Genomic DNA, 26,994 nt, shown 5'->3' on the forward strand with positions numbered 1-26,994 from the left:
GTCCGCGGCGGTCAGTCGTCGAGGACGGCGACCGCGCGCGTCCACCCCGCGCCGCCCCCGGCGATCTTCACGGGAAAGCACGCCACGCGGAAGCCGTGGGGCCTCGGGAGACTCTCCAGGTTGGCGAGCCGCTCGATCTGGCAGTACTCGCGGTCCCGGCCGGCGAAATGGGCCGGCCACAGCACCGAGCGGTCTCCCGACGCCCGGTACCTGGCGATGATGTCCCCGAACGGAGCGTCCAGGCTGAACGCGTCGGTGCCGATCACGCGCACCCCCATGTCCAGCAGCAGGTGGACGGCGGAACCGTCGAGTCCGGCGAAGTCGGTGAAGTAGCGCGAGGTGCCGGCGTTGCGTTGCGCCCCGGTGTGCAGCAGCACGATGTCGAGAGGGCGCGGCGCGTAGCCGGCCCGGTCGAGCGCCTCCTTCACCCGGTCGGCGCCGACGGCTCCGGTCGCGGCGTCGGTCAGGTCGAGCACCACGCCCGGGTTGAAGAACCATTCCAGCGGCATCTGGTCGATGTGCTTCGGCACGCCGTCGCCGTAGGAGGCGCGCGAGCCGTAGTGCGAGGGGGCGTCGACGTGGGTGCCGGTGTGGGTGGTGAGCGTGATCCGGTCGAGCGAGAGGAACTCGCCGTCCGGCAGCTCCGCCGGATCGAACTCGATCCCGAAGTGCTCGCGCATCTCCGAGCTCATATGGACGGCGCCCTCGCGCGGAGTGAGGACCTCGTGCGTCACGGGATCCGGCTCGTAGGACGAGGAGTCCACGGGCGATGACAGGTCGATGAGCCGCACACGGGCCTCCGGAGAGCGGGCGCCACGGAACGTCCCGATCGTCGTCCCCGCCGCCAGCGAACGCCTGGAGCCTCGCTCGAACCCGTACCGGCGGCCGAGCTCCACCGGGGCTCCGGGGCCGCCGCGCACGATCGGACCTTCCAGCCATCGGATCGATGCACGAGGAGACGCCGTGTCCGTCCGAACCGAAGGGTCCGTCCGGCCCGAGAGCCCGCCGTTCGCCGCGGTCTACGCCGACGTCCAGCAGTTCTACGCCCGGCACATGCACCTGCTCGACGCCGGGGCCGCCGACGAGTGGGCGGCGACCTTCACCGAGGACGGGGTCTTCGCGCCGCCCTCGGCGCCCGAGCCGATCAGAGGGCGGGCGAGCCTCGCGGCGGGCGTCCGCGAGTCCTTCGCGAAACTGACCGCCGCGGGCGAGGTGCACCGGCACCTGCTGAGCATGGTCGCCGTGGAGCCGCGACCCGACGGCTCCCTGCTGGTGCGCAGCTATGCCCAGGTCATCGCCACCCCTCGGGACGGCGCGGCCCGGCTGCACCTGATGTGCGTCTGCGAGGACGTGCTCGTCCGCGAGGACGGCGAACTGCGCGTCCGCGAGCGGCGGGTCACCCGCGACGACCGGCCCGACCTTCAGCCCGCCTCGGGCGGCGACCGCCGGGCCGATGCCCGGTGACCGGCGAGCGGACGCCGGACCGGCGGCTCGGCCGGACGCCGGACGGGCGGCTCGGCCGGACGCTCAGCCGGAGTCGATCCGCGTTCGAGCAGCGATTTCTACGGTGCCGGGCATGACGACGACGAGTGGGACGACGAACGACGGCCCGCGGCCACGCGCCGTGATCGTGACCGGCGGCGGCACCGGCATCGGCCGCGCCACCGCGCGAGCGTTCGCCGAACGCGGCGACGGCGTCCTGGTGGTCGGACGGACCGAGTCCGCCCTCATCGAGACCGCCAAGGACCACGACACGATCCGCGTGCTGACGGCCGACGTCACCGACCCGGACGGCCCCCGGCTGGTCGTGGACGCCGCGCTGCGCGAGTTCGGCCGGATCGACGTGCTCGTCAACAACGCCGCCGCGCTCGGCTACCGCCCGCTGGCGCAGGTCGACCGCGAACTGGTCGACACCCAACTCGGCACCAACCTCATCGCCCCGATCCTGCTCACCCGGTACGCGCTCGACGCGCTGGAGGCGGCCGGCGGCACCGTGGTGAACGTCAGCACGGCCGGGTCGCTCGGGATGCGTTCGTGGCCGGACAACGGCGTGTACGGCGCAGCCAAGGTCGCGCTCGACTTCCTCACCCGGACCTGGGCGGTGGAGCTGGCTCCGCGCGGCATCCGGGTCGTGGCCGTCGCCCCCGGGGTGATCGACACCAGGTCCGCCCCGCGCATGGGGCTGTCGGAGGAGGCCTACGACGGCTTCCTGGAGCAGATCGCCACGCGTACGCCGCTCGGCCGCGTCGGCACCCCCGAGGAGATCGCGTGGTGGATCACGCAGCTGACCCTCCCGCAGGCCGCCTACCTCACGGGCGCGGTGGTGCCGGTGGACGGCGGGCTGTCCCTCACCTGAGACGCCGGAGAACGAGATGACCAACACCCGAGACCGGTGGACGGACCACTGGAACGGGCTCGCGCGCTTCTGGCTGGCACGCCTGCGGGCGATGCCCGTCGCCATGGTCACGCGGTTCCCCAACTCCCTGGCCCGCCGGACCGCCGAGCACGCGACCGACCAACCCCGGGCCTAAGCCCCAGCACGAACGAGCAACCGGAAACTTCGCTGGAGGAACCATGCGAGTACTGTTCGTCGCCTCCCCGGGTCTGGGGCACCTCTTTCCGACGGTGCCCCTCGCGCAGGCGATCCGCGCCGCCGGACACGAGGTCCGCTACGCCACCGGAGGCCTCAGCGTCGCCGCGTCCGAGGCGGGATTCACCGTCGTCGACGTCACGCCCGGCCTCGACTACGCCCCGATCTTCATCGACGCGGGCGGGGGCGACGGGCCCCGGCCGATCCACGCCGACGACCCCGAGGACGAGATGCTCGCCCGCCTCTTCGGCCGCGTGTCGGGGGTCATGGTCGACGGCGTCCTCGACGCGGCCCGCGCGTGGTCGCCCGACCTCATCTTCGCCCCGCCGCTCCAGGGCGCGGGACCGCTCGCCGCCGCCGCGCTGGGCATCCCGTACGTGGACATGCCCGTCGGCCTGTACGACGCCCGCCACGACCTGCCCGACATGGTGCGCGAGGCCATGACCGAGCACTACGAGCGGCACGGCGTCACCGGCCGCCCGCCCGTGACCGTCCGGATCAGCACCTGCCTGCCGAGCTTCGCCGAGCACCTCCCCGAAGGGACGAGGCCCGGCGACGCCTGGCCCATGCGGCACGTGTCGTACAACGGCGGGTCCGTCCTCCCGGACTGGCTGCGCGAACGGCCCGAGCGCCCCCGGATCGCGGTCACGCTCGGCACCATCGAGGCCCAGTGGGGCGGCATCGCGGTGCTCGCGCCCCTGATGGCCGCCGCGGGCGCGGTCGACGCCGAGTTCGTGCTCACGCTCGGCGGCGGCGACGTGTCGTTGCTGGGGACTCTGCCGCCGAACGTCCGCGTCGTGGAGTGGGCCCCGCTGGACGCTCTCCTGGAGACCTGCGAGGCCGTCATCCACCACGGCGGAAGCGGGACCTCGATGACCGCCATCCAGTCGGGCATCCCGCAGTGCGTCTTGCCCCAGGGCTCCTACCAGCACAGCGACGTGGACGTGATCGCCGAGCTCGGGATCGGCTTCCTGGCCGACGCCGCGTCGCTGGGCGCCGCCGAGTGCTACACGCTGCTGAAGGACGACGCCATGCGGGACGCGGCACGCCGGGCCCGCGACGAGATGCGGTCGATGCCCGCACCGGCCGAGGTGGTCCCGAGGCTCGCCGAGCTGGCGGCGGCGGACGCGCGGGCGGGCGGTCGATCGGCATGACCGCCCAAGACGGCATGACCGCCCAAGACGAGCTGAGCGCGGCCGAGACGCTGCCCGACCACGTCGTCCGGCTGTACCGCGATCAGGGCTTCGTCCATGTCCCGAACGTCCTGTCCGAGGACGAGGTGACGGCGTTCCGGGCGGCGTCCGAGGAGCTGCTCCGCAAGGAGACGCCCACGATCTGGGGCGCCAGCGAGGACGTGGCCCAGGTGCACTACGTCGAGGAGGCGTGGCTCAAGAGCGGCACGCTGCGCGGGCTGGCGCTGCATCCGCGCCTCATCGGCCTGGCCCGGCGCCTCGCCGGCGGGCCGCTGCGCCTCTACAGCAGCGACGTGCTGGTCAAGAAGCCGCGCGAGGCCCTGCCCACGATGATCCACGACGACGAGGCGGGCCTTCCGCTGGCGAACCTGTCGCGGACGCTGACGGCCTGGGTCGCGCTGGTCGACGTGCCGGTGGAGCGCGGATGCCTGACGTACGTGCCGGGCTCCCACCTGCGCCCGGACGCCGACCGCCAGATCCACATGGAGAGCTTCGACGACTACCGCCCGATGGAGGACGTCTGGCCGGGCTTCCCGTGGCAGCCGAGGGTCTCGGTGCCGCTGCGCGCCGGAGACGTCGCCTTCCACCATTTCCGCACCGTGCACATGGCCGGGCCGAACACCACCGACGTGCCGCGCATGGCCCACGGGGTCATCTACGCGGACGAGGAGGCCACCTATCGGCCCGGCGTCCAGGACCAGTACCTCACCCACTTCCAGCCCGGTCAGCGGCTGGAGGGCGAGAAGTTCCCACCGGTGGGATGAGCGCCCCCTGATGAAAGTCATGTTCGCCTCGCTCGAAGGCAGCCACTTCCAGCTCATGGTGCCGATGGCCTGGGCACTGCGTACCGCGGGCCACCAGGTCCGGGCGGTCTGCAAGCGCGACCTGGTCGACGCGGTCACCCAGGCCGGGCTGACGGCGGTTCCGGTGGACTGCCCGCCCTGGCAGGAGGGTCTCGGCCGGTTTCATCAGGAGGCCCTCGCCCGCTGCAACGAGCTGGAGACCACCGAGCTGGAGCGCCTCGGCCGGACGGCCTCCGATTTCGCCGGCGCGGTCCCGGCGCCGCCGACGTGGGAGACGTTGCTCGCCTACGAGAGCCTCGTGGTCCCAGCGCTGTGGTCGAGGCTCAACCGCGACGAGATGATCGACGGCCTGGTGGAGTACGCCCGGTTCTGGAAGCCGGACCTGGTGCTCTGGGAGAGCTTCTGCATGGGCGGGCCCGTGGCGGCCCTCGCCTGCGGCGCCGCCCACGCGCGGATGGTGTCCGGCCCCGACATGGCCCTGCAGCTGGGGCCGCGACGCGAGTTCGTCCGGCGGTCGCGCGAGCTGCCGCCGGAGAACCGCGAGGATCCGACGGCGGAGTGGCTCGACTGGACGCTGGAGCGGATCGGCTGCGACCGCCGCTTCGACGAGACGATGCTGACCGGCCAGTGGATCATCGACACCCGGCCGCCGAGCATGCGCGAGGACCTCGGCGTCCCCACCGTGCCCGTACGGTACGTCCCCTACAACGGGCGGTGCGTCGTGCCCGAGTGGCTGCGGGAGCCGCCGCCGGAACGGCCCCGCGTGTGCCTCACCCTGGGTTCGAGCATCGACGGCGACTACGCGATGTTCGACCTGGACACCATGCTCAACGCCCTGATGCGCACGCTGGCGGGCATGGAGATCGAGGTCGTGGCGGCCCTCGCGCCCAAGCAGCGGGCGCTGCTCCGGGAGATACCGGAGAACGTCCGGGTCGTGGACTTCGTCCCCATCGACGACCTGCTGCCCACGTGCGCGGCCGTCGTCCACCACGGCGGCTACCAGACCAAGGCCACGGCGGAGCTGCACGGCGTCCCGCAGGTGATCGTCACCGGCTGGGAGTGGGTCAGCGAGGGCATGGGCCGCGAGTACGAGCGCCAGGGAACGCTCCTGTCGATCCCGCTCCGCGCGTTCACCGCCGAGCTGCTCCGCGAGCGGCTGGAGCGGGTCCTGACCGACCCGTCGTTCGCCGCGAGCGCGCTGCGCGTGCGCGACGAGCTCCTCGCCATGAGAACGCCGAACGACATCGTGCCGACGATCGAGCGGCTCACGATCGAGCGGCCCGCGGCCGAGCGCCTGACGGAGGGAATCGTATGCTGACGGACGAGCTCATCGGTGAGCTGGGCCGCTATCTGGACGACGCCGGCGCACCCGCGATCAGCCTGCCGCCGCGCGCCTACACCCATCCCGAGCTCTACGAGCTGGAGCGCTCGCAGATCTTCGGCCGTTCCTGGGTGCTGGTGGGCCACGCGAGCCAGCTCGCGGAGCCGGGAGACTACCTCGCGCTGACGGTGGCGGGCGAACCCGTCCTGGTCACCCGGGAGCGGGACGGCACGGCGCACGCGCTGGCGCCGATCTGCCGGCACCGGAACATGCCGCTGGTCGAGCCGGGCTCCGGTCACACCGACGCGTTCACCTGCCGGTACCACCTGTGGCGGTACGGGCTGGACGGGCGGCTGCTCGGCGCGACGTTCATGCGGGAGAACACGGCGTTCGACCCGTCGGCCTGCCGCCTGCCGGCGTTCGCGGTCGAGGAGTGGCACGGCTTCGTGTTCGTCAACCTCGATCGGGACGCCGAGCCGCTGGCCCCCCATCTGGGCCGGGCCGAGGAGGAGATGGCGAACTACGGCCTGGACTCCCTGGTCCAGGTCGCCTCCTGGCAGGAGGAATGGCGCGTCAACTGGAAGCTCGCGGTCGAGAACGCGCACGAGAACTACCACGCCATGGGCCTGCACCCCACCACGGTCGCGCTGATCACCCCGCGCGGCGGCGGCGACATGGACGTCCGGACGGACTCGCCCTGGGCGACCCGCCTGCGCGGTCCCTTCAAGGAACCCATGGAGCCCGGCGTGCTGCCGCTCCGCGACGAGCAGCGCGCGTTCATGGACAACTACTGCGTCTTCCCGTCCGGGAGCATCGCCACGTTCGCCGACTCCATCGTCTGGATCAGTTTCGTACCGCTGTCGATCGACCGGACCGAGGTGCGCGGCGGGGTCCTGCTGCCGCCGGCGCTGCTGGACGGCGCCGACACCGAGGCCCTGCGCAAGGAGCACGAGGCGAGTGCGGCCACCGTCAACGGCGAGGACCGCGACGGCCTGGAGGCGGTGCAGCGCACGATCGGCTCGCGCTTCACGGGCCGGGGGCACCTCAGCACGAAGGAGCCCGGTGTGCTCGCCTTCTATCGCGGACTGGCCCAAGCCCTCGCCCGCCCCAAAGAGAAGGACACGGGATGAACCTCCTCGTCACCGGGGCCGCCGGCTTCATCGGCTCCGCCTACGCGCGCATGATGCTGCGCTCCGACGCACCGGACGCGCCGCAGATCACCGTGCTCGACAAGCTCACCTACGCGGGAAACGTCAGCAACCTCGGCGGCTTCGTCGACGGTCACCCGCGGCTGCGGTTCGTCCATGGCGACATCTGCGACGCCGCCCTCGTGGGCCGGCTGATGACGCGGACGCATCAGGTGGTGCACTTCGCCGCCGAGTCGCACGTGGACCGTTCGATCGACGAGGCGGGCGACTTCGTCCGCACGAACGTGCTGGGCACCCAGACGCTGCTCGACGCCGCGCTGAGGCACGGGGTGGAACGGTTCGTCCACGTCTCGACCGACGAGGTCTACGGCTCGATCGAGCACGGCTCGTGGACCGAGGACCGGCCGCTCGCGCCCAACTCGCCGTACTCGGCCTCGAAGGCGGCCTCCGACCTGCTGGCACTGTCGTATCACCGGACCCACGGCCTTGACGTGAGGATCACCCGGGCCTCCAACACCTACGGCCCCCACCAGTTCCCGGAGAAGGTGATCCCGCTCTTCATCACCAACCTGCTCGACGGCGAGCTCGTGCCGCTCTACGGCGACGGGCGGAACGTCCGCGAGTGGCTGCACGTCGAGGACCACTGCCGCGGCATCGAACTGGCGCGCACCAGGGGCCGGCCGGGCCGGGTCTACAACCTCGGCGGCGGAACCCTGCTGACCAACCGCGAGCTCACCGGGCTCCTGCTGGACGCCTGCGACTCCGACTGGGGCATGGTCAGGTACGTCGCCGACCGCAAGGGCCACGACCTGAGGTACTCCCTCGACTGCGGCAGGGCCCGCGCGGAGCTCGGTTACGCCCCGCTGCACGACTTCGTCTCCGGTCTCGCCGCCACGGTCGACTGGTATCGCGACAACCGTGACTGGTGGGAGCCGCTCAAGCACCGCAGCGCCGCGTACGGCGGCAAGGCCCTGCGCCACCGTGCCGTCAACGGCGCCGCGGTCGCGGTCCAGCACGCCCCACGAGAGAGGGAAAGATGACCTCGACCCACACACCACAGCAAGAGGACGTCGCCGACTTCTACGAGCAGTCGACCCTGCTCCTCGCCGAGCTGACCGGCGGGAGCCTGCACTTCGGCTACTGGACCGCCCCCGCCGACGAGGCCCCGATGGAGGTCGCCTCCCGGCAGCTCACCGACCTGATGATCGAGAAGATCGCGGTGCGGCCCGGTGACCGGGTGCTCGACATCGGCTGCGGCACGGGCGGGCCCGCCGTCCAGCTCGCCCGGGAGACGGGCGCGACGGTCGTGGGCGTCACCATCAGCCCGGTGCAGGTGGAGAAGGCCAGGGCGCTGGCCGAGTCGTCCGGCCTGAGCGACCGGGTGACCTTCCAGCAGGCGGACGCCATGGAGCTGCCGTTCCCCGCGGAGTCCTTCGACGCCGTGTGGCTGTTCGAGTCGATCTTCCACATGCCCGACCGGATCGGTCCGCTCCGCCAGGCCGCGAGGGTGCTCCGGCCCGGCGGGCGGCTGGCGCTGACCGACGTGCTGACCTCGCCGGCCCACGATGTGCCGGACAAGCCGTACTCGTCGTTGTTCGGCGAGCCGATCCAGCTCCACGACTACCCGCCGCTGCTGGAGCGGGCCGGGCTCACCCCGGTGGAGACCACCGACATCACCGAGAACTCGGTCGGACGCACGCTCGACCGCATCCAGGAGAAGATCACCGCCGATCGCACGCGTTTCGTGGAGCGGTTCGGCGCCGAGCTGGTCGACCAGATCACCTCGACGGTGCCCATGCTGCGCGCGGTGCGGCTCGGCTACGCCCTCGTCACCGCCACCCGCTGACCGTTCGTACGGAACGTTCAAGGCCGTGCCCCCGGGGAGGTCCGGGGGCACGGCCTTGGCAGTCGGTCAGAGCGCGTCGGCCGAGACGACGACGGGCTTGGGTATCGGCCGGATGAACCGTCCTCCGTCCCTGAGGAAGTCCGCCTCCTTGCGGAGGATCTCGTCCGAGTAGTTCCAGGCCAGGAGCAGATAGCAATCAGGGGTATGGGCCTTGGCGTACTCGGGAGAGCGCACCGGAACGTGCGTCCCCGGCAGCACCTTCCCTTGTTTCAGGGGCGTGGTGTCACTACAGAATTCGAGCTCTCCCGGCTTGAACCCGCACACGTTCAGGATCGTGTTGCCCTTCGCGGAGGCGCCGTAGCCCGCGATGCGCTTCCCTTCGGCCGTGAGGCGCCGCACGAGGGCCGGCAACTCGTCCCTGACCCGGTCGACGTTGAGGGCGAAGTCCCGGTAGACGGCGTCACCGTCCAGCCCGGCCAGGCGTTCCAGCTCCAGCAGTTCACCGACCGCCGGGCGCACCGGCCACGGCCCGTCGTCCCGCTGGACGAAGACCAGGATCGAGCCGCCGTGCACCGCGAGCCGCTCGACGTCGAAGAGCCGCATGCCGTGCCGTTCGAAGAGCGAGACCAGCGTGCCCACGCTGAAGTAGGACAGATGCTCGTGGTAGATCGTGTCGAAGGCGTTCTGCTCGAAGAGGTCCAGAAGGTAGGGGATCTCCACGGCGAACACCCCCTCCCTGGACAGGAGACCTCGCACGCCTTGGACGACGCCCGCCACGTGGTCGATATGGGCGAAGACGTGGCGGGCCAGCACCAACCGCGCCCGGCCGTGGCTGCGAGTGATCGCGCTCGCGGTCCCGGCCGAGAAGAAGTCCGGGAGGGTCTCGACGCCCCGCTCGGCCGCCACGCTCGCGAGATTGCGCGCCGGGTCGACGCCCAGGGCGCGCATCCCGGCGTCCTGGAACGCGATGAGCTGCGATCCGGTGTTGCTCCCGACCTCGACGACGAGGCTTCCCGGGGGCAGCCCGAACCGTTCCCGGCAGGTGTCCGCGACCCACCTCATGTGCCGGGTGATGGTGTCGGAGTCGGAGGTGACGTAGGGATAGTCGCGGTAGAGGATCTCCGGGTCGACGATGTGGGTCACGCTCAGCAGCCGGCAGGACCGGCACGAGATGACGCCGAGCGGATAGAACGGTTCGCCGTCGTAGGAGTCGGCCGGGTCCAGGAACCCGTTGGCCAGGGGGACCGGCCCGAAGGACACGACCTCCTGCCAGTCGGTTCCACCGCAGACCCGGCAGTCCGCGACCTCGCGCACGCTGCCGCCGCTGGCACCCATCAATGGCCTCCCTCTCGATGTCAGCCGGTGCGAACCGGCAGTCGCAGGACCGCCGCGGTGGCGGGCGACCGCAGGCGGCGGAGCACGCCGTCGGCGCGGCGGAGGTCGGGCAGCCCGGCCGCCACGGCCGCGACGGCCGCTGCCGCCTGGGCACGCGCGAGCGAGGCGACCAGGGCCACGGGCGACCCGTCGGGGAACGTCAGATGCCGGATCTCCGGCCGCCGGATGTCGAAGCCGTCGGGGTCGCTGTGGAGGGCGGGATCACGGTTCGCGGCCTCGGCCACGACGACCACTTCCTGTCCCGCCTCGATCCGCTGTCCGGCCAGTTCGAGGTCTTCCTGGGCGTAGCGCTGGTGCAGCCGGATCGGGGGCGCGTAGCGCAACGTCTCCTCGACCGCCGCGGACGCCAGTCCGGGGTCGTCGCGCACCAGCTTCCACTGGTCCGGGTGGTCGAGCAGCGACGCGACCGCCTCGCAGACGAGGTTGGCCGCGGTGTCGGAACCGACGACGGCGAGCAGCACGCACACGGCGAGCACGTCGTCCGGCCCGGCCTCGGCGTCGTCCGCGGCGGCCCGCAGCAGTCCACCGGCCAGGCCCTCGCCCGGTGAGGTACGCGCAGACTCGATGACCTCGCCGAGCAGTTCGCGCAGCTCGGCCAAGGAGGTCAGCAGGTCACGGGCGGCGGTGAGGCGCGGCGGGCAGAACGTCGCGTCCAGCGTCCCGGCCGTCCCGGCGCACAGCTCGGCGAACCGTTCCCTCCGGTCGTCGGGGAGTCCGAGCAGGTCGGCGACCACGGCGGCCGAGACGCCGCGCGCCAGGTCGGTCATCAGGTCGAACTCGCCGGGCAGGTGCCGCACGCGGGCGCGGTAGCGGTCGGCGATCGCCTCCCGGTGGCGTTCGAGCGCGCCGGCGGTCACCGGCTCCGCCCAGCGCGCCAGCCGGACGTACTCGGCCCGGTCCAGCGTCACGAAGGCGTCGCGGAGCGGCAGCACCTTGCGCAGGACGGGGATGTCCCAGGGCATCGCCTCGGCGCCGGGGTCGGCGTCCTCGGCCGTCTCCGCCTGGTCGTCGGGGTGCCGTGGGCTCAGCCGCGCGTCACCGAGGACGGCCTCCCCGGGCTCCGCGGAAGCGGTGACCCAGGCCATCGCATGGCTGAAGGAGAGCGGACCGCGCTCACGGAGCCGCCGCCCCAGCTCGCGCGGATCGTCGCTTGCCGCCCGCAGCAGCAGGGCGTACGGGTCGTCCTTGGTCCCGAGAATCCACTGGACACCGCGGAGCGTCAGCAGGTTGTCGCCGAGCTTGCCGTCCGTCGCTGTCTGCCTGTCCGTCGCTGTCTGCACCATGCGGCCAACCTAGGATCGGGCGCTATAACCTCCCTCGATTCCCTCTCTCACGCCTCGGCGGGCGCGGCGGCGAGGCTGTAGAGGCAGGCGATCAGGCTGCGCGCCTGGACGTTGACGTAGTGGCTGTGGCGCAGCAGATCGGCGATCTGGTGCACGGTCAGCCAGCGGTAGTCGCCGGACTCGGCACCGGGTCCCGGGTCGGCCTCGATGACGAGGTACCGGTTCCGCGCGTGGTAGAAACGCCCGCCCTCCTCCGAGAGGACGGCCTCGTACCTGATCTGCTCGCGGTCGGCCGCCAGGACCACGTCCAGGAACCGCGGACGGGCCGCATCCGGCAGCACCTCGTAGTTGGCGGGCGTGCACTGGACCGTGGGAGCCAACTCCACGACGTCCACGTAACCGGCCTCGACACGCGCGTGGACGAGGACGTGCAGTACCCCGTCGAGCCGCTTGACCAGGAACGCCACGACGCCCATGCCGTGCGGCTCGACCATCGGCTGGCACCAGCGCGACACCTCGCGCCCGCTGGCCTCCACGCGCACCCCGATGACGTCGAAGAAACGGCCGCTCTCATGCGAGATCCGCCCGTCCACGCGGCGCCATCCCGGCAGGTCCCTGAGCGGCACCCGGCGGATGCGCACGTCGGTGCGGCTGCGCGCGTCGGTGATCCAGCTCAGCACGTCGCCCATCGACCAGGCCCCGGTGGTGTCCGGGTCGCACGAGCGGACGAGCGCCGCGCGGAAACCGTCCGGCCGCGGGCGCAGCACGTCCGCGAGCCCGCCGTGCGCCACCGGAAGGCACGCCAGCACCGTCCGGGCGTCCATGTTGATCATGTCGTCGTCGGCCAGCAGCCGGTGGAGCTGGCCGATGCTCAGCCAGCAGAAGCCGTCGAGCGGCTCGACGTCCTCGGTGACCTCGACGACCATGTTGCGGTTGCGCTTGTGGTGGAACGCCGACCCCTGCTCCGACTGGCGCACGTCGGCGATCACGTGGTGCCGTGCGGCGTCGCGGAAGTACTCCAGGTAGGGCGTCGCCTTCCCGCGATGCACCCTGCGGTAGTTGCTGCGCGTGGCCTGGACGGTCGGTGAGAGCTGCGGGCCGTCGCAGTTGCCCGGCTCGACCTTCGCCTGCATCAGGCAGTGCAGTACCCCGTCGAACTCCTTGACCAGGATGCCGAGGATGCCGACCTCGGGCTGGTTGATGATCGGCTGGCTCCAGTCCGGCACCGGACCGTCGGAGAGACGCACCTCAAGTCCCTCGATCGTGAAGAACCCGCCGCTGTGGTGGCCGATGTTGCCGGTGACCGGGTCGTCGTCCCAGCCCTCCAGCTTCTCGATGGGGACGCGCTCGGCCCGGGTGTAGGCGCGGCGCCCGACGCCCGCGAACCATTCGCGGAACGTCGCGAGATCCATGACCCGCCCGTCCCGGCACATCGCCGACTCCGCGATCCGCAGGGCCGTGTGGTCTCTCGTCCCGGCTGGGACGGCCGAGGACCGCGTCAACAGTTCCGCCATGAGCGCTCTCCTGGTTAGGCACCGGGGACCGGGGGGTCAGCGCGCGGCCGCCTCCCACATGTCCCGAACAGATTCGTGAAGGCCGATCCGGGGGGCCCAGCCCAGCAGCTCACCGGCGAGACGGATGTCGGCCATGGTCCAGCCGCCGCCCCGTGAGGCCACCGGCTCCCCGTTCCCGTCGAGGTCGAGCACGCCGGGCGGGAACCCCGCCGCGGCGACGAGCAGGGAGACCAGCTCCCGGACCGCGATCGCGGCGCCGCGTCCGACGTTGACGACCCGTCCCGAGACCGGCGCCCGTGCCGCCCGGACGACCGCGTCCGCGAGGTCGCGCACGTCCAGGAAGTCGCGCCGGTCGTCGCCGACGCGCAGCGTCAGCCGCCGGCGCGGCGGCAGCGCGCGCAGCTCGGACAGCACGAAGCCGAGGAAGCTCGCCTGGGTGACGTGCGGTCCGCAGAGGTTGACCGAACGCAGCACGACGCCGTCCACGAGCTTCTTCTGGGCGGCGCGCAGGATCATCTCCGACCCGGCCAGCTTGGTGCGCGCGTACGGGGTCTGGGGACGCGGGCTGATCCCCTCATGGATCGGCTCGCCGGACGGCACCGGGCCGTACTCGTGAATCGAGCCGACCTGCACAAGCCGCGGCGGGGTGTCGGCCAGCGCCAGCCCGGCGAGGAGGTTGTCCACGAGGGTCTCGTGGTACAGGCGGTTGGCGTCCTCGGTGGCGAGCCAGCCGCCCGTCGCGTTGACCAGTACTGCCGGCCTCCACCGCGTCACGATCCGCGCGATGGCGGCGGGGGGCGCGGTCGCGACGTCCAGCGGGACGAACGAGGACTCCGGCAGGTGCGCCGGGCGGTTGCGGGCGACGCGGACGACGTCGTATCCGGCGGCCGTGAACGCCTCGCTCACCGCACCGCCGACGAACCCCGTGGCCCCGAGGACCATGGCCACGTCCGATCGGCTCCCCACGATCTCTCCCCGTCCTCTCGTTCGCCCGCGCGGTCAGCGGGCGCGATGCTCGGCGGTCAGTCGTTCCAGCAAGGGCACGATCTCGGCCGGAGCGGGCGTGGCCAGCATCTCCGCACGAAGGCGCGCCGCGTTCACCGCGAACCCCGGCTCCTCCAACACCCGCACCAGCTTCTCCCTGATCTCCACCGCACTCACCCGGTCCGGATCGTCCACAGCCAGACCGGCTCCGGAATCCTGCACCTGGCGAGAGCGGAGAACGGTGTCCCAGTAACCGTTGGGCAGCACGACCTGGGGGACGCCGTGAGCCATCGCCGTCTGGACCTGGCCAAACCCGCCCTGATGCACGATGGCCGAACACGTAGGCAACAACTCGTTCAACGGCACGAAATCGACCGCACGCACGTTGTCAGGGATCTTCCCCACGCCCTCCAGCTGCTCGGCGTTCAACGTCGCCACCACCTCGACGTCCAGATCCGCCACCGCCTCCAGCAGCTCCACCACCGAGGCACGGTCGCCGCCCATGGAGCGCAGCGAGAGGCCGAGAGTCAGACACAGACGGCGGCGGTCGGCGGGCTCGCTCAGCCAGTCCGGCACTTCGGCGCGGCCGTTGTACGGGACGAACCGGACCGGCACGTACGGCAGGTCCACCGACAACCGCATCGACGGCGGAACCGGATCGATCGTCCACTGACCCAGCATCAGGTCATCGGAGTAGGCACAGCCATAACGCTCCAGCGCCGCCCCGAGCCACTCCTCCAGCGGGTCGTCCCAGACCTCCGCCGGACGGCGCGCCAGCTCACCCCGGTACCGCTCGTGCATCCGGCCCAGCAGGTCCAGGCTGAAGAGCATCCGGGCATGTGCCGCCCCGCACGCCTTCGCCGCCACCGGACCCGCGTACATGAGCGCGTCCCAGATCACCAGGTCCGGCAGCCAGGTGCGCGCGAACGCCACGAGGTCGTCGATCATGTCCGGTGGGGAGAGGGTCTGGATGTTGAACGTCCAGACGGTGTTGACCCCGTGCAGGTAGTCGTGGGTCAGCTTCTCGGGCCGGGACTCGGAGATGTCGAGCACCTTCTCCCACTCGGTCTCCCAGGGGTGCGCCTCTTCGCCGCGTTCCTCGGCCTCCTGCGACTCCTCCTGGCGCTGGCGTACCTCGGCCATCGCCGCCTCGTGGTCCAGCGGCGCTCCGATCGGCACCGCGGTCAGGCCGGTGTGGGTGATGTCGTCGACCACCTGGGACTGGCCGGCGACGCACACCTCGTGCCCCGCCGCCCGCAGCGCCCACGCCAGCGAGACCTGCACGAACAGATGCGCCTTCACCGGCAGCGTGACGAACAAGACTCGCAAGGTACTCCCACCCTCCGACGCGAGCGGGGCGCGCGCCCCACCGGCTCAGGAGCCTGGGAGGGCAGCGGCCCTTGACCGGCCCTCATGCTCTCGGCAGCCCCTGGAAAAGGCGTGGAAGCCCGCTGGAGCCGCCGGATGATGCTCGGCTTCCACTGAGCCTCGAAGGAGTCGCGGAACCATCGGGCGCACCGGACCGGACATCGACCGGAGAAAGCGGGGCAGACGATGGCTGTGCACGGCGACGACCCTTCGGGGCCCGGAGAACTGCGCGAGCCGAGGACCTCTCAAGGCCGCGCGCTGCTCGACCTGCTGACCGGGCATCTCGCCCAGATCCGGGCGGACGCCGAGGAGAACGACCGGCGGGCCGCCTTTCCCGCCGAGACGTTCATGAACCTGCGCAAGGACGGCGCGCTCGGCGCGACCGTACCGGTCGAGCTCGGCGGGCTCGGCCTCGGCTGCCTGCACGACGTCTGCCTGGCGCTGCTGACCGTGGCGGAGGCCGACGCCTCGACCGCGCTCGCGCTGCACATGCAGCTGAGCCGGGGGCTGACGCTCGCCTACGAGTGGCGGCACGGCGACGACCTGGCACGATCGCTGGCCGAACGGCTGCTGCGCGCCATGGGCTCGGGTGAAGGCGTGATCTGCACGACGGTCAAGGACGCCCCCCGCGTCCGCACCACGCTGGCCCCCGCGCCCGGCGGCGGCTGGGTGCTGAGCGGCCGCAAGACGCTCGCGAGCATGGCCCCGATCGCCACGCACTTCGTCATCTCGGCCCTGATCGACAAGGACGGCGGCACGCCCCACGCCGCCGCCGCGGTGGTGTCCCGGCAATCCCCGGGCTTCGCGGTGCTGGACGACTGGGACGGCCTCGGCATGCGCGCGTCCGGCAGCGTCGACGTCCGCATGGACGGCTGCACCGTGCCGGCCGGGGACGTCTTCCTGCGCGGCCCCGTCGGTGCCCACGACGACGGGGCGCTGGCGGGTCAGACGGTCAGCTCGATCACCATGCTCGGCATCTACACCGGCATCGCCCAGGCGGCGCGCGACGCCGCCGTCGGCATGCTGCGGCGGCGCGGCGGCACGCCCAAGGCGGGCGTCCGCACGCTGATCGCCGAGATCGACGCGCAGTTGTACGCGCTGCGGACGACCGTGGCCGCGTGCCTGGCGAACGCCGACTACCTGTCCTATGAGTTCACCGGGGACGCCGGTGAACGGGGGCGGCGGATGATGCACGCGTTCCAGCGGACCAAGCTGATGGTCAACCGGCTGGCGCCCGACATCGTGGACGGCTGTCTCACCATGATCGGCGGAGCCTCGTACACCGCGGCCAACCCGCTGTCGCGCTACTACCGCGACGTCCGGGCCGGAGGGTTCATGCATCCCTTCGGTTACCCGGACGCCGTCGACTACCTGAGCGGTGTGGCCCTCCCTCAGGGCGAGTGAGCTTCCCCTACCAGGGGGAAGCGCTCGCCCGTGAGGGGCTGCCCGGTCACCAGTCCACCGCCGGCCAGGCCGTCGATGTGCTCGTTGCCCGTCGGCCGGAAGACGGCGGCGGCGTCCATGTAGACGGTGGCCACGGAGATGCGGGGGCGGCCGGTGGAGTTCCCGGCCGCCGCGTGCACCACGCGCGTGTGGTGGAACGTGCAGTCACCGGCCCGGACCGGCACCGCGACCCGGGGCATCCACCGCACCTCCTCGCGGCCGTAGGCGTCCCACGCGTCGGCGGCCCGCCCGGACGGCGGCAGCCGGTGCGATCCCGGCACGAAGCTGAGACAGCCTCGTTCCACCGGCACGTCGACGAGGGCGACCCAGGCGGTCAGCCCCACCTCGGCGCCCGCGAACGGGAGGGCGAACTCGTCGAAGTGCGCCTCGGTCGGCAGCGACCCGCCGTTCTTGCGGAGCAGCTCCGACTTGAAGAGCCGCAGCGGCGCCCCGGCCAGCCGTTCGGCCACGCCGGTGACGCGCGGGTGGAGCGCGAGACGGCGCATGGCCTCGCTCGTGAGCTGGGCGTTCTCGACGAAGTCCAGCACGGTGTCGTCGCCCTCGCCCCAATGGGTCTTCTCCACGGCGGAAAGGACGTCCAGCGCGTCCGGCAGGAACTCGTCGATCTCCGCCGCGTCCAGGACCCGCGGGACGTGGACGAAGCCGTCCCGCCGGTAGCTGGCGACGGTCTCGGCGGACAGGGTCTCGGCAGTGCTCAGCACAATCCCCTCCAGTGGGCTGCGAGCCGGCGTGGCCCCATGACGCTAGCCGCGGCTTCTCGCACAGAACTCGACGCGGGCTGGCCTTCAGCCCGCCTCCCACATGGCGCGCAGGGACTCGGCGAGGCCGATGCGAGGCCGCCAGCGCAGGAGGCGCGCGGCCAGCCGGATGTCGGCCTGGATCCAGTCCCCGCCCAGGCTCGGCACGGGCGCCCCGGTCTCCTTGACGGCGTCCGGCGGGACTCCGGCCGCCGCGGCGAGGTGGGCGACCAGCTCGCGGATCTCCACCGCCACGCCGCTGCCGATGTTGACGGCCCGGCCGGTCACCGACGCCTCGGCGGCCTTCACCGCGGCGTCGGCCGCGTCGCGGACGTCCACGAAGTCGCGCCGGGCGTCGGCGATGCTCAGCTTGACCTCGCCTCCGGCCGCCGCCTCGCGGAACAGGCTCAGCAGCTTGCCGGGGAAGCTCGCGGGCGACGGATGAGGCCCGCACACGTTGGCGAGCCGCAGCACCAGCCCGTCCACGACGCCCTCGCGCACCGCCTCCAGCGCCGCGGCCGACCCGGCGAGCTTGGTGCGCGCGTAGGCATTGACCGGCCTCGGGGTGAGCGACTCGTTGATGGAGATGCCCGCGCCGACCGGCCCGTACTCGTGGATCGTCCCGATGTGCACCACCCTGGACCGCCACGGCAGCTCGGCCATCGCGGCCAGCACCCGGTGGACCGCCTCGACGTTCGCCCGTCTCAGCTCCGCCTCGGTCCGGTCCCAGCCGTCGGTGGTGTTGGCGCCGTCCGTCGCGTTGATCACCACGTCGACGCCCTCGGTGCGCAGCAGCTTCGCCAGCGTGCCGACGTCGGCCGCGCCGAGGTCGATCGACCGGAAGTCGTAGCCGGCGGCGTGCGGGACGTGGTTGCGCGCGACGACCAGCGGGTCCCGCCCGCGCTCGGCCAGCGCCGCGCAGACGAACCGGCCGACCCAGCCGGTGCCGCCGAGCACGGCTACGCGCCCCACGGCGGGCCGGACTCTTCCAGGCATGGGATCTCCAGGATCGGGCGAGCCGTTCTGCGGACGACCCTTCCACCCCTCGGTGGTGACGGGCTGGAAGACCGGTGCGCGCTCGCCGCCGCCGGTCCCAGGCGGAGTCGAGCGCCCCACGAAGGGGCCGCCAGCCGGGCCGCCTACGGTGGGCCTGGCCCCAGGAGGCCAGGGACACGGCAGGTACGGGACATGGAGATCATCGGAACCGGATTCCTCGCGCACCATCTCCAGCCGTTGCGCGACGCCCATCCGGGGTACCTCGTCCTCGCGGCGGGGGTCCCGCGCCAGCAGCTGCCGGACCGGGACCACCGGCGCGAGGCCGCCCTGGTGGACGACATGATCGAGCGCGGCCTGCGACAGCGGCGGACGCTGGTGTTCTTCTCCACCGCGAGCATGTACGGCGCCCCGGGATGCCGTGGGCTGGAGGACGACCCGATCGTCCCGTCCACCCGTTACGGCGCCCACAAACGGGATCTGGAGCTGCGGATACGGGAGTCCGGCGTGGACCACCTCATCCTCCGCCTGAGCTATGTGCTCGGGCCTAACGGCCCCGACTTCCGGCTGGTCCCGGCGCTGATGAAACAGATCCTGTCCGGACGGGTGCGCATCCTGCGCGGCGCCCGCCGGGACATGCTGCACGTCTCCGACTTCGTGGCGGTGCTCGACCGGCTGTTCGGCGCGGGAGTCACCAACGACATCCTGAACGTCGCCTCGGGCGACTGCGCGGAGATCCTCCACGTCGTGGAGCACCTCGAACGGCGGCTCGGCGTCGCGCCCGAACACCAGATCATCGAGGGCTCGCACGTCTCGCACTGCCCGTCGGTGGACAAGCTCCGGACCCTCCTGCCCGAATTCGGGGAGATGGGGCTCGGGCCGGGCTACCACCGGCACGCCCTCAGCCGGTACCTCGCCGAGACCGGACACCTCAGCAGGACGGCCTGATCGGGGGTCAGCGGGCGCGATGTTCGGCGGTCAGTCGTTCCAGCAACGGCACGATCTCGGCCGGAGCGGGCGTGGCCAGCATCTCCGCACGAAGGCGCGCCGCGTTCACCGCGAACCCCGGCTCCTCCAACACCCGCACCAACTTCTCCCTGATCTCCACCGCACTCACCCGATCCGGATCGTCCACAGCCAAACCCGCCCCAGAGTCCTGCACCTGCTGGGCTCGGGGAACGGTGTCCCAGGTCCCGTTGGGGAGGACGACCTGGGGGACGCCATGGGCCATCGCCGTCTGGACCTGACCGAAACCGCCCTGATGGACGATGGCCGAACACGTGGGCAGCAACTCGTTCAACGGCACGAAATCAACCGCACGCACGTTGTCGGGAACCTTCGCCACCCCCTCCAGCTGCTCGGCGTTCAACGTCGCCACCACCTCGACGTCCAGATCCGCAACCGCCTCCAGCAACTCCGAGACCGACGCGCGGTCGCCGCCGAGCATCTCGCGGAACGACAGACCCAAGGTGAGGCAGACCCGCCGCCTCTCCGGAAGCGGCCGCAGCCAGTCGGGTAGCTCCGCGCGGCCGTTGTACGGGATGAACCGCACCGGCACGTACGGCAGGTCCACCGGCAACCGCATCGACGGCGGAACCGGATCGATCGTCCACTGACCCAGCATCAGGTCATCGGAGTAGGCACAGCCGTAACGCTCCAGCGTCGACTCCAGCCACTCCTGGACCGGGTCGTCCCAGACCTCCGCCGGCCGGAGCGCCAGCTCACCCCGGTACCGCTCCCGCATCCGGCCCAGCAGGTCCAGGCTGTAGAGAAGGCGGGCATGCGCCGCCCCGCAGGCCTTCGCCGCCACGGGACCGGCGAGGACGAGGGTGTCCCACACCACCAGGTCGGGACGCCATTCACGCGCGAAGCCCACCAGCTCGTCCATGGCGTGCTCCGGGGAGAGCGCCTTGAACGCCAGTGTGGTCATGACCGTGAACAGGCCCTGCATGTAGTCGTAGGTCACGGCCTCGGGAGGCAGCCCGTCGAGCTTGAGCAGCAGTTCGGGATCGGGACCGTCGAAGTCGGCCTGCTCGGCCTCCTCGCGCTGGCGGCGGTTCTCCTCCACCATGCCCGCCTGGTCCAGCTCGGGGCCGATCGGCACGGCCGTCAGCCCTGTCCGGGTGATGTCGTCGACCAGTTCGGGCTGGCTGGCCACGCACACCTCGTGCCCCGCGGCCCGCAGCGCCCACGCGAGCGGGACCTGCGCGAACGCGTGGGCCTTGGTCGGTAGCGTCACGAACAGGACTCGCACGGCTTCCTCTCCGGATCGTTCAGGGCGCGGCGGCGCGGGAGGCGGCGGCGGCCGCGGCGTTCCGCTCCGCGTACGCCTTCGCGTGGTTCATCGTGGCGGTGCTGTTGCGCCCGAGGGCGCCGCGGACGAACGTGCGGGCGTCGGCGACCGTCGCGTCCTCTCCCAGCACCGACGGGATCGCTTCGGGCCGGATGACGACCGTGTGGGCGGAGGTGACGACGACACCGCCGGCGTCCTCCTCGATCCGCCACCGGCCGGTGTGCGCCGACATCAGCGCGGGGGTCTGGAGCTGCTTGTAGACGATCGTGTCGTGCGGGAAGCAGATACGTACGGACTTCGTGGTGTGGACGGAACCGTCGGCCGTCCGGGTGTCCATCTCCAGGGTCTGCACGTTCGGGGTGTCCTCCGTCAGCTCGACCCGGGCCACGTGCGGCAGCCGTTCCGCCCAGCGGCCGGCGTCGTAGATGAAGTCGTAGACGTCCTTGGCGGTCCCGGCCACGCGCACGGAGTCGTCGAAGGAGTGCACCAGCCCGGGGTCATCGTTCTCGGCCGCCGAGCGCAGCGCCGCCAGTTCCGCGTCGCTGTTGCGGTCCACGGCCCGGTGTATCCACGCGACCTTCTCCGGATCGTCGCCGACGGCCTGGAAGTCGTGCAGCAGCCGCACCCGCGTCCGGCCCGGCGAGACCGGCTCGATCAGCCACTCCCCGCCCATCGCGGCGACCGGCGGCTGGGAGACCTCCTGCCGGAAGGCGACGCTGAGGCGCTCCCGGTCGAGGTGACGCCGCGACGTCCAGCTCTTGACCTCCCCGTTCGCGGTCGCCCAGAGGCGGATGCGCTCCTCGTCCGCGCCGCGCTCGGCGTAGTCGGCGTACACGGTGGGCGGGAAGATCCGCGGCCACCGCGTCACGTCCGCGACGAGGGCGAAGACGTCTTCGGGCGCGGCCTGGAGCGTGATCTGGTGCTCGGTCCGGTGAACGTCGCCGGACGGCGTCGTCTCCTGCATGCCTTGCCTCCGTTCGGTGGTCGCCGAGGTCAGTAGTTGCCGAGGCCGCCGCAGACGTTGATGGCCTGCGCGGTGATGGGGGCGGCGGGCTCGGTGATCAGATAGCCGACCATCCCGGCCACCTCCTCCGGCGTGCCGTAGCGGCCGATCGGGATCTTGGCCTGGAACCTCTCGAGGACCTCGTCCTCGGAGGTGTCCCAGACCTGCGCGTAGCCCTGCCGGACGCGCCGGGCCATCGGGGTCTCGACGTAGCCGGGGCAGACGGCGTTCACCGTGATGCCGGTCTTGGCCAGCTCCAGGCCGAGGGCCTTGGTGAAGCCGATCACGCCGTGCTTGGACGCCGAGTACGGGGCCCCGAGCACCACGCCCTGCTTGCCGCCGGTCGAGGCGATGTTGATCACCCGTCCGGTGCCCCGCTCCAGCATTCCGCCGAGGGCCAGCACGGCGCGGGTCACCCGCAGCACGCTGGTGAGGTTGGTGTCGATGACGTCCGACCACAGCTCGTCGGTGAGCTGCGCGGTGGGGCCGCCGCCGTTGCGGCCGGCATTGTTGACCAGCACGTCCACCGGGCCGTACCGGTCGACGGCCGCGCGCACGAACGCGTTCACCTCCTCGGTGGAACGCACGTCGCACGCCTGCCCGTCGGCGTCGATCCCCTCGTCGCGCAGTTCCTTGACGACGTGGGCCACGTTGTCGGCGTCGCGGGCGCAGAGGAAGACCCGCAGGCCGCCGCGGCCGAGCAGCCGCGCGACCGCCAGCCCGATCCCGCTCGTCCCTCCGGTGACGACGGCGCTCCTCGTCTCTTCGCTGGTCATCGGCGCTCCTTGTGGTTCGGCCAAGCCTGGGGACGAGCCTCGCACCGGCCGCTCGTGCCGCACTTGACGCCCGGACGGCCGGACGCTTGACGCCCGGACGGCCGGGCGCCGAGCGATCGTTGAGCCCGATCCGAGGAGACCCCGGCAAGCTGCGGGGGCACCCGAGACAGCAGGAAGAGGGACGGTCAATGCCGAAAACGAGCACGACGCTGACGGAAAGCCTCATCCTCGCCGGGACCGCCTCGGACCGCGAGATCGCCGAGCTGGTCGACGACGCCGGGCTGGACGCGGTGGTCGACGCCCTCGTCGAGGAGATCCTCTCCCGGTGCGAGCAGCCGGTGAACATCAAGGCCGTGCACATCGCCCTGGACGTCGACCACGGCGACGAGCGGCGCCGGGTGGTGCTGCGGGTGCACCGCGACGAGCCGGTCCGGGTCGCCGACGAGCCGGCGCCGGTGGTCTGGAGCCGCCTCGGCATCACCGCGACCGACCTCATCCGCCGCCTCTACGGCCGGACCGGCCACCGGCGCACCGGCGACTTCCACAACTCGTTCGTGCCGGACGCCCCGTCGCCGCAGGACATGTACTTCGAGCTGCCGGAGATCTTCAACTCCGCGACCCAGGCGACCGGCACGGTGATCGCCGGCTGCGCCGCCTACAGCGCCGACCTCGGCAGCCTGTCGGTGCGCTCGGGGTCGGACAAGTGGGCGAGCTTCCACTGGTACACGCCGCACTACGAACGGCACTTCGCGCGGTTCCGCGACGAGCCGGTGCGGGTGCTGGAGATCGGCATCGGCGGCTACGACGAGCAGCTCGGCGGCGGCTCGCTGCGGATGTGGAAGCGCTACTTCCACCGCGGCCTGATCTTCGGGCTCGACATCTTCGACAAGACCGAGCTGACCGAGTCACGGCTGACCGCGCTGGTCGGCGACCAGAACGACCCCGACTGCCTGGTGGCCCTGGCCGAGCGGCACGGACCGTTCGACATCGTCATCGACGACGGCAGCCACATGAACGAGCACGTGCACACCTCGTTCGCCACGCTGTTCCCGTACGTGCGCGACGGCGGGATCTACGTGATCGAGGACATGCAGACGTCCTACCTGCCGAGCTTCGGCGGCAGTCCCGACGACTCCGCGGGACCGGGCACCTCGATCGGGCTCGTCAAGGGACTCCTGGACGACCTGCACCACCGGGAACGTCCCCGGCGGAACGGCGCGGAGCCGAGCGTCACCCAGCGTTCGGTGACCGGAGTGCACGTCTACCACAACATCGCGTTCGTCGAGAAGGGCACCAACGGCGAGGACGGCCTGCCCGGATGGATGGACGTGGCGGCATGGGACGCGCTGGGAGCGACCGACGCCTGAGGAGTACTCATGCGCTTGCTGTTCACGGTGTCGTCCTGGCCGACCCACTACTCGGCGATGGTGCCGCTGGGCTGGGCGTTGCAGGCGGCGGGACACGAGATCCGCGTGCTGTGCACGCCTGCACAGGTCGGCCCGGTCAGCCAGGCCGCGCTGCCGCCCGTCCCGGTGCTGGACGGCATGGAGGTCGTCACCCGGCTGCGGCTCCAGTACTACGAGGAGGCGGTCGCCGGGGTGTGGCCCTTTCCGTGGCTCCCACCGCATCCCGTGTCCGGGGAGCGGCTGCGCGACCTCGCCGACTTCGACGTCGACGGCTTCCGGGCCGAGGTGGCGCCCGAGCTCGCCGCCCGCGCCGCGCGCAGCTTCGACGCCGCCGTCGAGTTCGCCCGCGTGTGGCGGCCGGACGTCGTGCTGCACGATCCGGCGAGCCTGGAGGGACTGCTCGCCGCGCGGGTCCTCGGGGTGCCCGCCGCGCTGTGCCTGTGGGGTCCGGTCGGCACCCACGAGGCCGAGCACATGCGCATCGTGCCGACCGACCACAGCGGCTCGTTCCCCCGCCACGGGCTGGGCGAGTTCGACCTCGACATGATCGAGCACGTGGTGGACCCCTGCCCCGCCGCGCTCGCCCCACCGACCCCGGCGGCTCGTCTCCCCGTCCGCTACGTCCCCTACAACGGCAACCGGCCCGCCCCGGCCTGGCTGCTGCACCCCGCCGACCGGCCACGCGTCTGCGTCACCTGGTCGACGGCGCTGTCCACGGTCTCGGGACCCGACTCCTACCTGCTCCCCGAAGTGATCCACGCCCTCCGCGACCTGGACTGCGACGTGATCGTCACCGCCACGTCCGCGGACGTGGCGGCACTCGGCCCGGTACCGGTCTCAGTGCGCGTCGTCGAGCACGTCCCCTTGCGGATGGTGCTCCCCGGGTGCGACGTCGTCGTGCACCACGGCGGCAGCGGCAGCGCGATGACGGCACTGTGCGCCGGAATCCCCCAGTTCATCGCGACCTTCGCCGCCGAGCAGACGGTCACCGGCGAACGCGTGGCCGCCGCCGGAGCCGGCCGCCACACGCTCGGCCACCTGGCCGACCGCGAGACCATCCGCGACGCGGTGAAAGACCTCCTCTTCACCTCGACCTACCGAGTGGCAGCCGACCGTCTCCGCCGCGAACTACTAGCCCGCCCAACCCCAGCCAAGTTCGTAGAGTCCCTAGAGGAACTAGCCGCTCGTTAACGGATTCCGAGGGCGTGGTGGAAAACGTTGCGGGGATCCCAGCGCTTCTTGGCCCGCTGTAGAGCGGGGTAGTTGCTCCCGTAATAGAGGGTCTGCCACGGCACGCCCGAGGTGTTCCAGCGCGGGTCGGCGAGATCCACATCTGGATAGTTGATGTACGCCCCCGCATTGGCGGGTCCGGGAGCGGGAACGCCGCCGGTGTCCTGATGCAGATCCCGGTAGAACTCGCGAATCCACTTCAGCTGGCTCTCGGCCCCGGCCGGATCACCCCACATGGTCTCGTACACCGCGCTGAAGAGGGCGTCGCGGTGGGGCATCGCCGTCGCCGGGCGCGCCGCGTTCATCCGGCCGCCGAGAAGGGTGAGGTTGACCGAGGTGCCCCAGCGGTCACCGCCGCTCTCGGTGAGGAACCGGTGCAGGACGGCGATCTGCCGGTCCGACCACGGACGGCGCAGGAACCCGGACTTCACCTTGAACGAGACGGTGCCGATGCCCTGCGGCACCGAAAGCGTGGCCTTCAACCACGGCGACCGGGTCGTGTGCGAGGTGGGCGGTACGTCGGCGCCCTTGGCCATCTCCTTAACGAAACGCTCCAGCAACTGGCCCGCCCCGGGTTCCTCGGCGTCGAGCGACCCGTGCACGGTGAGCGCCCCGTTCTCCCGGTGCGCGAGGGTCATCCCGCTCATCAGCCCCGCGTACGGAGAACCCGGCCCGGTATTGGACGCATGCCAGGTGCCGTAGTTGCGGACGATGCCGGTGAAGGCCTGCTCAGTCAACCCCGTCCACTGCCAGCTCACCGAAGCGCTTACCAGGGTTCCAGGGGGCTTGGGCAGGAGCCCGGTAGGGGAGGCGCCGCGGGCGTCCGGCGAGCGAAGCCAATAGCGGGTGACGATCCCGAAGTTCCCGCCGCCGCCTCCCGTGTGCGCCCACCACAGGTCGCGATTGGGATCGGAGGCGTCCGCCGTCGCCACCACCGCGCGAGCCCGTCCCGCCGCGTCCACCACGACGACCTCCACGGCGTACAGATGGTCGGCGGCCAGGCCGTACCGGCGCGACAGCGGTCCGTAACCACCACCGGCGATGTGTCCTCCAACGCCCACGCTCGGGCACGACCCACCCGGCACGGTGACGCCCCACCCGAGGTACAGGGTCCGGTAGACCTCCCCGAGCGTCGCGCCGGCTTCGACGGCGAAGGCCTTCCTGCCGGGGTCGAAGTACACCGACCTCATCTCTGAGAGGTCGATCAGCACCCGCACGTCAGGGTCGTCGACGAAGTTCTCGTAGCAGTGGCCGCCGCTGCGTACGGTGACACGTTTACCCGCCCGCACCGCGTCCCCCACGATGCGCACGACCTGGTCCGTGGACCCGACAAGATGCACCGACTCCGGACGTCCCACGAAGCGGCCGTTACGGCCCCGCGAAACGAGCTCGGCATATCGAGGGTCATCGGCGCCGACGCTCACCGGCCCGAGCGGCGGCGGGCACTCCGCAGGCGTCCCGGGCACGTCGAGCACCTTGCCGCCAACGAGCACGCCGCCGCCCGCGAGAGTCCCGCCAAGGAACCCCCGCCGCGTCGTCCCGGCCACCGTCACCACCGACCTTCCCGTCATACGCCCACGCCTGCCCGTCGTACGCCCACGCCTGCCCGAGCTTTGGCGGTCGGGCTCGTTGGGCGCTCGAACGTGG

General features: G+C 71.7%; 25 protein-coding genes. 13 read left to right on the forward strand and 12 right to left on the reverse strand.

What is annotated here, in order from left to right; translation table 11 throughout:
• Window positions 1-11: 11 nt before the first annotated feature.
• The gene (locus tag ABD333_RS30130; protein ID WP_344545910.1) at window positions 12-920 is read right to left on the reverse strand and encodes a cyclase family protein; all 909 of its coding nucleotides are present in this window, start codon (window positions 918-920) and stop codon (window positions 12-14) included.
• 43 nt (window positions 921-963) lie between these two features.
• On the opposite strand from ABD333_RS30130, the gene ABD333_RS30135 reads away from it, so the two are divergent.
• The 9 genes from ABD333_RS30135 (at window position 964) to ABD333_RS30175 (ending at window position 8,901) form a co-directional block, all read left to right on the forward strand.
• Window positions 964-1,464, forward strand: a complete 501-nt coding sequence (locus ABD333_RS30135) for a nuclear transport factor 2 family protein (protein WP_344545911.1) — start codon at window positions 964-966, stop codon at window positions 1,462-1,464.
• Window positions 1,465-1,576: 112 nt separating this feature from the next.
• Window positions 1,577-2,356, forward strand: a complete 780-nt coding sequence (locus tag ABD333_RS30140; RefSeq protein WP_344545912.1) for an SDR family NAD(P)-dependent oxidoreductase — start codon at window positions 1,577-1,579, stop codon at window positions 2,354-2,356.
• 16 nt (window positions 2,357-2,372) lie between these two features.
• The gene (locus ABD333_RS30145; protein ID WP_344545913.1) at window positions 2,373-2,531 is read left to right on the forward strand and encodes a hypothetical protein; all 159 of its coding nucleotides are present in this window, start codon (window positions 2,373-2,375) and stop codon (window positions 2,529-2,531) included.
• A gap of 43 nt (window positions 2,532-2,574) precedes the next feature.
• The gene (locus ABD333_RS30150) at window positions 2,575-3,744 is read left to right on the forward strand and encodes a nucleotide disphospho-sugar-binding domain-containing protein (protein ID WP_344545914.1); all 1,170 of its coding nucleotides are present in this window, start codon (window positions 2,575-2,577) and stop codon (window positions 3,742-3,744) included.
• Complete coding sequence (locus tag ABD333_RS30155) at window positions 3,741-4,547, forward strand: phytanoyl-CoA dioxygenase family protein (RefSeq protein ID WP_344545915.1); 807 nt, start codon at window positions 3,741-3,743, stop codon at window positions 4,545-4,547. Before ABD333_RS30150 ends, ABD333_RS30155 begins: the two co-directional genes overlap by 4 nt.
• 10 nt (window positions 4,548-4,557) lie before the next feature.
• Window positions 4,558-5,904: an activator-dependent family glycosyltransferase gene (locus ABD333_RS30160; RefSeq protein ID WP_344545916.1), complete on the forward strand. Its 1,347-nt coding sequence runs from the start codon at window positions 4,558-4,560 to the stop codon at window positions 5,902-5,904.
• A complete protein-coding gene (locus ABD333_RS30165) occupies window positions 5,898-7,037 on the forward strand; it encodes an aromatic ring-hydroxylating oxygenase subunit alpha (RefSeq protein WP_344545917.1) in 1,140 nt (379 codons plus the stop codon). Before ABD333_RS30160 ends, ABD333_RS30165 begins: the two co-directional genes overlap by 7 nt.
• Complete coding sequence (gene rfbB / locus ABD333_RS30170; protein ID WP_344545918.1) at window positions 7,034-8,095, forward strand: dTDP-glucose 4,6-dehydratase; 1,062 nt, start codon at window positions 7,034-7,036, stop codon at window positions 8,093-8,095. The genes ABD333_RS30165 and rfbB overlap by 4 nt, the downstream gene beginning before the upstream one ends.
• On the forward strand, window positions 8,092-8,901 hold the full coding sequence (locus ABD333_RS30175) for a methyltransferase domain-containing protein (protein WP_344545919.1): 810 nt from the start codon (window positions 8,092-8,094) through the stop codon (window positions 8,899-8,901). The genes rfbB and ABD333_RS30175 overlap by 4 nt, the downstream gene beginning before the upstream one ends.
• Before the next feature lie 66 nt (window positions 8,902-8,967).
• On the opposite strand, the gene ABD333_RS30180 is transcribed toward ABD333_RS30175, so the two are convergent.
• Genes ABD333_RS30180 through ABD333_RS30200 form a run of 5 tightly spaced genes read right to left on the reverse strand, consistent with a single transcriptional unit; the run spans window position 8,968 to window position 15,397 of the window.
• Window positions 8,968-10,236 (reverse strand): methyltransferase domain-containing protein, encoded by a 1,269-nt coding sequence (locus ABD333_RS30180; RefSeq protein WP_344545920.1) that lies wholly within the window; start codon window positions 10,234-10,236, stop codon window positions 8,968-8,970.
• Between the two features lie 20 nt (window positions 10,237-10,256).
• The gene (locus tag ABD333_RS30185; RefSeq protein ID WP_344545921.1) at window positions 10,257-11,579 is read right to left on the reverse strand and encodes a cytochrome P450 family protein; all 1,323 of its coding nucleotides are present in this window, start codon (window positions 11,577-11,579) and stop codon (window positions 10,257-10,259) included.
• A gap of 47 nt (window positions 11,580-11,626) precedes the next feature.
• Window positions 11,627-13,093, reverse strand: a complete 1,467-nt coding sequence (locus tag ABD333_RS30190; protein ID WP_344545922.1) for an NDP-hexose 2,3-dehydratase family protein — start codon at window positions 13,091-13,093, stop codon at window positions 11,627-11,629.
• Window positions 13,094-13,129: 36 nt separating this feature from the next.
• A complete protein-coding gene (locus ABD333_RS30195; RefSeq protein WP_344545923.1) occupies window positions 13,130-14,059 on the reverse strand; it encodes an NAD-dependent epimerase/dehydratase family protein in 930 nt (309 codons plus the stop codon).
• Between the two features lie 33 nt (window positions 14,060-14,092).
• On the reverse strand, window positions 14,093-15,397 hold the full coding sequence (locus ABD333_RS30200; RefSeq protein ID WP_344545924.1) for an activator-dependent family glycosyltransferase: 1,305 nt from the start codon (window positions 15,395-15,397) through the stop codon (window positions 14,093-14,095).
• 234 nt (window positions 15,398-15,631) lie between these two features.
• Here ABD333_RS30200 and ABD333_RS30205 point away from each other — a divergent pair, with 234 nt between their 5' ends.
• Entirely contained in the window at window positions 15,632-16,849 is a 1,218-nt protein-coding gene (locus tag ABD333_RS30205) for an acyl-CoA dehydrogenase family protein (RefSeq protein ID WP_344545925.1), read from the forward strand.
• On the opposite strand, the gene ABD333_RS30210 is transcribed toward ABD333_RS30205, so the two are convergent.
• Window positions 16,837-17,610, reverse strand: a complete 774-nt coding sequence (locus ABD333_RS30210) for a phytanoyl-CoA dioxygenase family protein (protein WP_344545926.1) — start codon at window positions 17,608-17,610, stop codon at window positions 16,837-16,839. The genes ABD333_RS30205 and ABD333_RS30210 overlap by 13 nt on opposite strands.
• An 84-nt stretch (window positions 17,611-17,694) precedes the next feature.
• Complete coding sequence (locus ABD333_RS30215; protein ID WP_344545927.1) at window positions 17,695-18,642, reverse strand: NAD-dependent epimerase/dehydratase family protein; 948 nt, start codon at window positions 18,640-18,642, stop codon at window positions 17,695-17,697.
• Between the two features lie 192 nt (window positions 18,643-18,834).
• Between ABD333_RS30215 and ABD333_RS30220 the strand changes: the two genes are divergently transcribed.
• Window positions 18,835-19,587 (forward strand): NAD-dependent epimerase/dehydratase family protein, encoded by a 753-nt coding sequence (locus ABD333_RS30220; protein ID WP_344545928.1) that lies wholly within the window; start codon window positions 18,835-18,837, stop codon window positions 19,585-19,587.
• Window positions 19,588-19,594: 7 nt separating this feature from the next.
• Here ABD333_RS30220 and ABD333_RS30225 read toward each other — a convergent pair whose 3' ends face one another.
• Genes ABD333_RS30225 through fabG form a run of 3 tightly spaced genes read right to left on the reverse strand, consistent with a single transcriptional unit; the run spans window position 19,595 to window position 22,711 of the window.
• The gene (locus ABD333_RS30225) at window positions 19,595-20,878 is read right to left on the reverse strand and encodes an activator-dependent family glycosyltransferase (RefSeq protein ID WP_344545929.1); all 1,284 of its coding nucleotides are present in this window, start codon (window positions 20,876-20,878) and stop codon (window positions 19,595-19,597) included.
• A gap of 34 nt (window positions 20,879-20,912) precedes the next feature.
• Window positions 20,913-21,896: an aromatase/cyclase gene (locus tag ABD333_RS30230; protein ID WP_344545930.1), complete on the reverse strand. Its 984-nt coding sequence runs from the start codon at window positions 21,894-21,896 to the stop codon at window positions 20,913-20,915.
• 29 nt (window positions 21,897-21,925) lie between these two features.
• Entirely contained in the window at window positions 21,926-22,711 is a 786-nt protein-coding gene (fabG, locus tag ABD333_RS30235) for a 3-oxoacyl-ACP reductase FabG (protein WP_344545931.1), read from the reverse strand.
• Between the two features lie 188 nt (window positions 22,712-22,899).
• On the opposite strand from fabG, the gene ABD333_RS30240 reads away from it, so the two are divergent.
• On the forward strand, window positions 22,900-24,078 hold the full coding sequence (locus ABD333_RS30240; protein WP_344545932.1) for a class I SAM-dependent methyltransferase: 1,179 nt from the start codon (window positions 22,900-22,902) through the stop codon (window positions 24,076-24,078).
• 9 nt (window positions 24,079-24,087) lie between these two features.
• Window positions 24,088-25,308, forward strand: a complete 1,221-nt coding sequence (locus ABD333_RS30245; protein WP_344545933.1) for a nucleotide disphospho-sugar-binding domain-containing protein — start codon at window positions 24,088-24,090, stop codon at window positions 25,306-25,308.
• On the opposite strand, the gene ABD333_RS30250 is transcribed toward ABD333_RS30245, so the two are convergent.
• A complete protein-coding gene (locus ABD333_RS30250) occupies window positions 25,305-26,918 on the reverse strand; it encodes an FAD-binding oxidoreductase (RefSeq protein WP_344545934.1) in 1,614 nt (537 codons plus the stop codon). The two genes, ABD333_RS30245 and ABD333_RS30250, sit on opposite strands and share 4 nt — an antisense overlap.
• Window positions 26,919-26,994: the final 76 nt, after the last annotated feature.

This window comes from Actinomadura fulvescens, assembly GCF_039533225.1.
GTDB lineage: Bacteria > Actinomycetota > Actinomycetes > Streptosporangiales > Streptosporangiaceae > Spirillospora > Spirillospora fulvescens.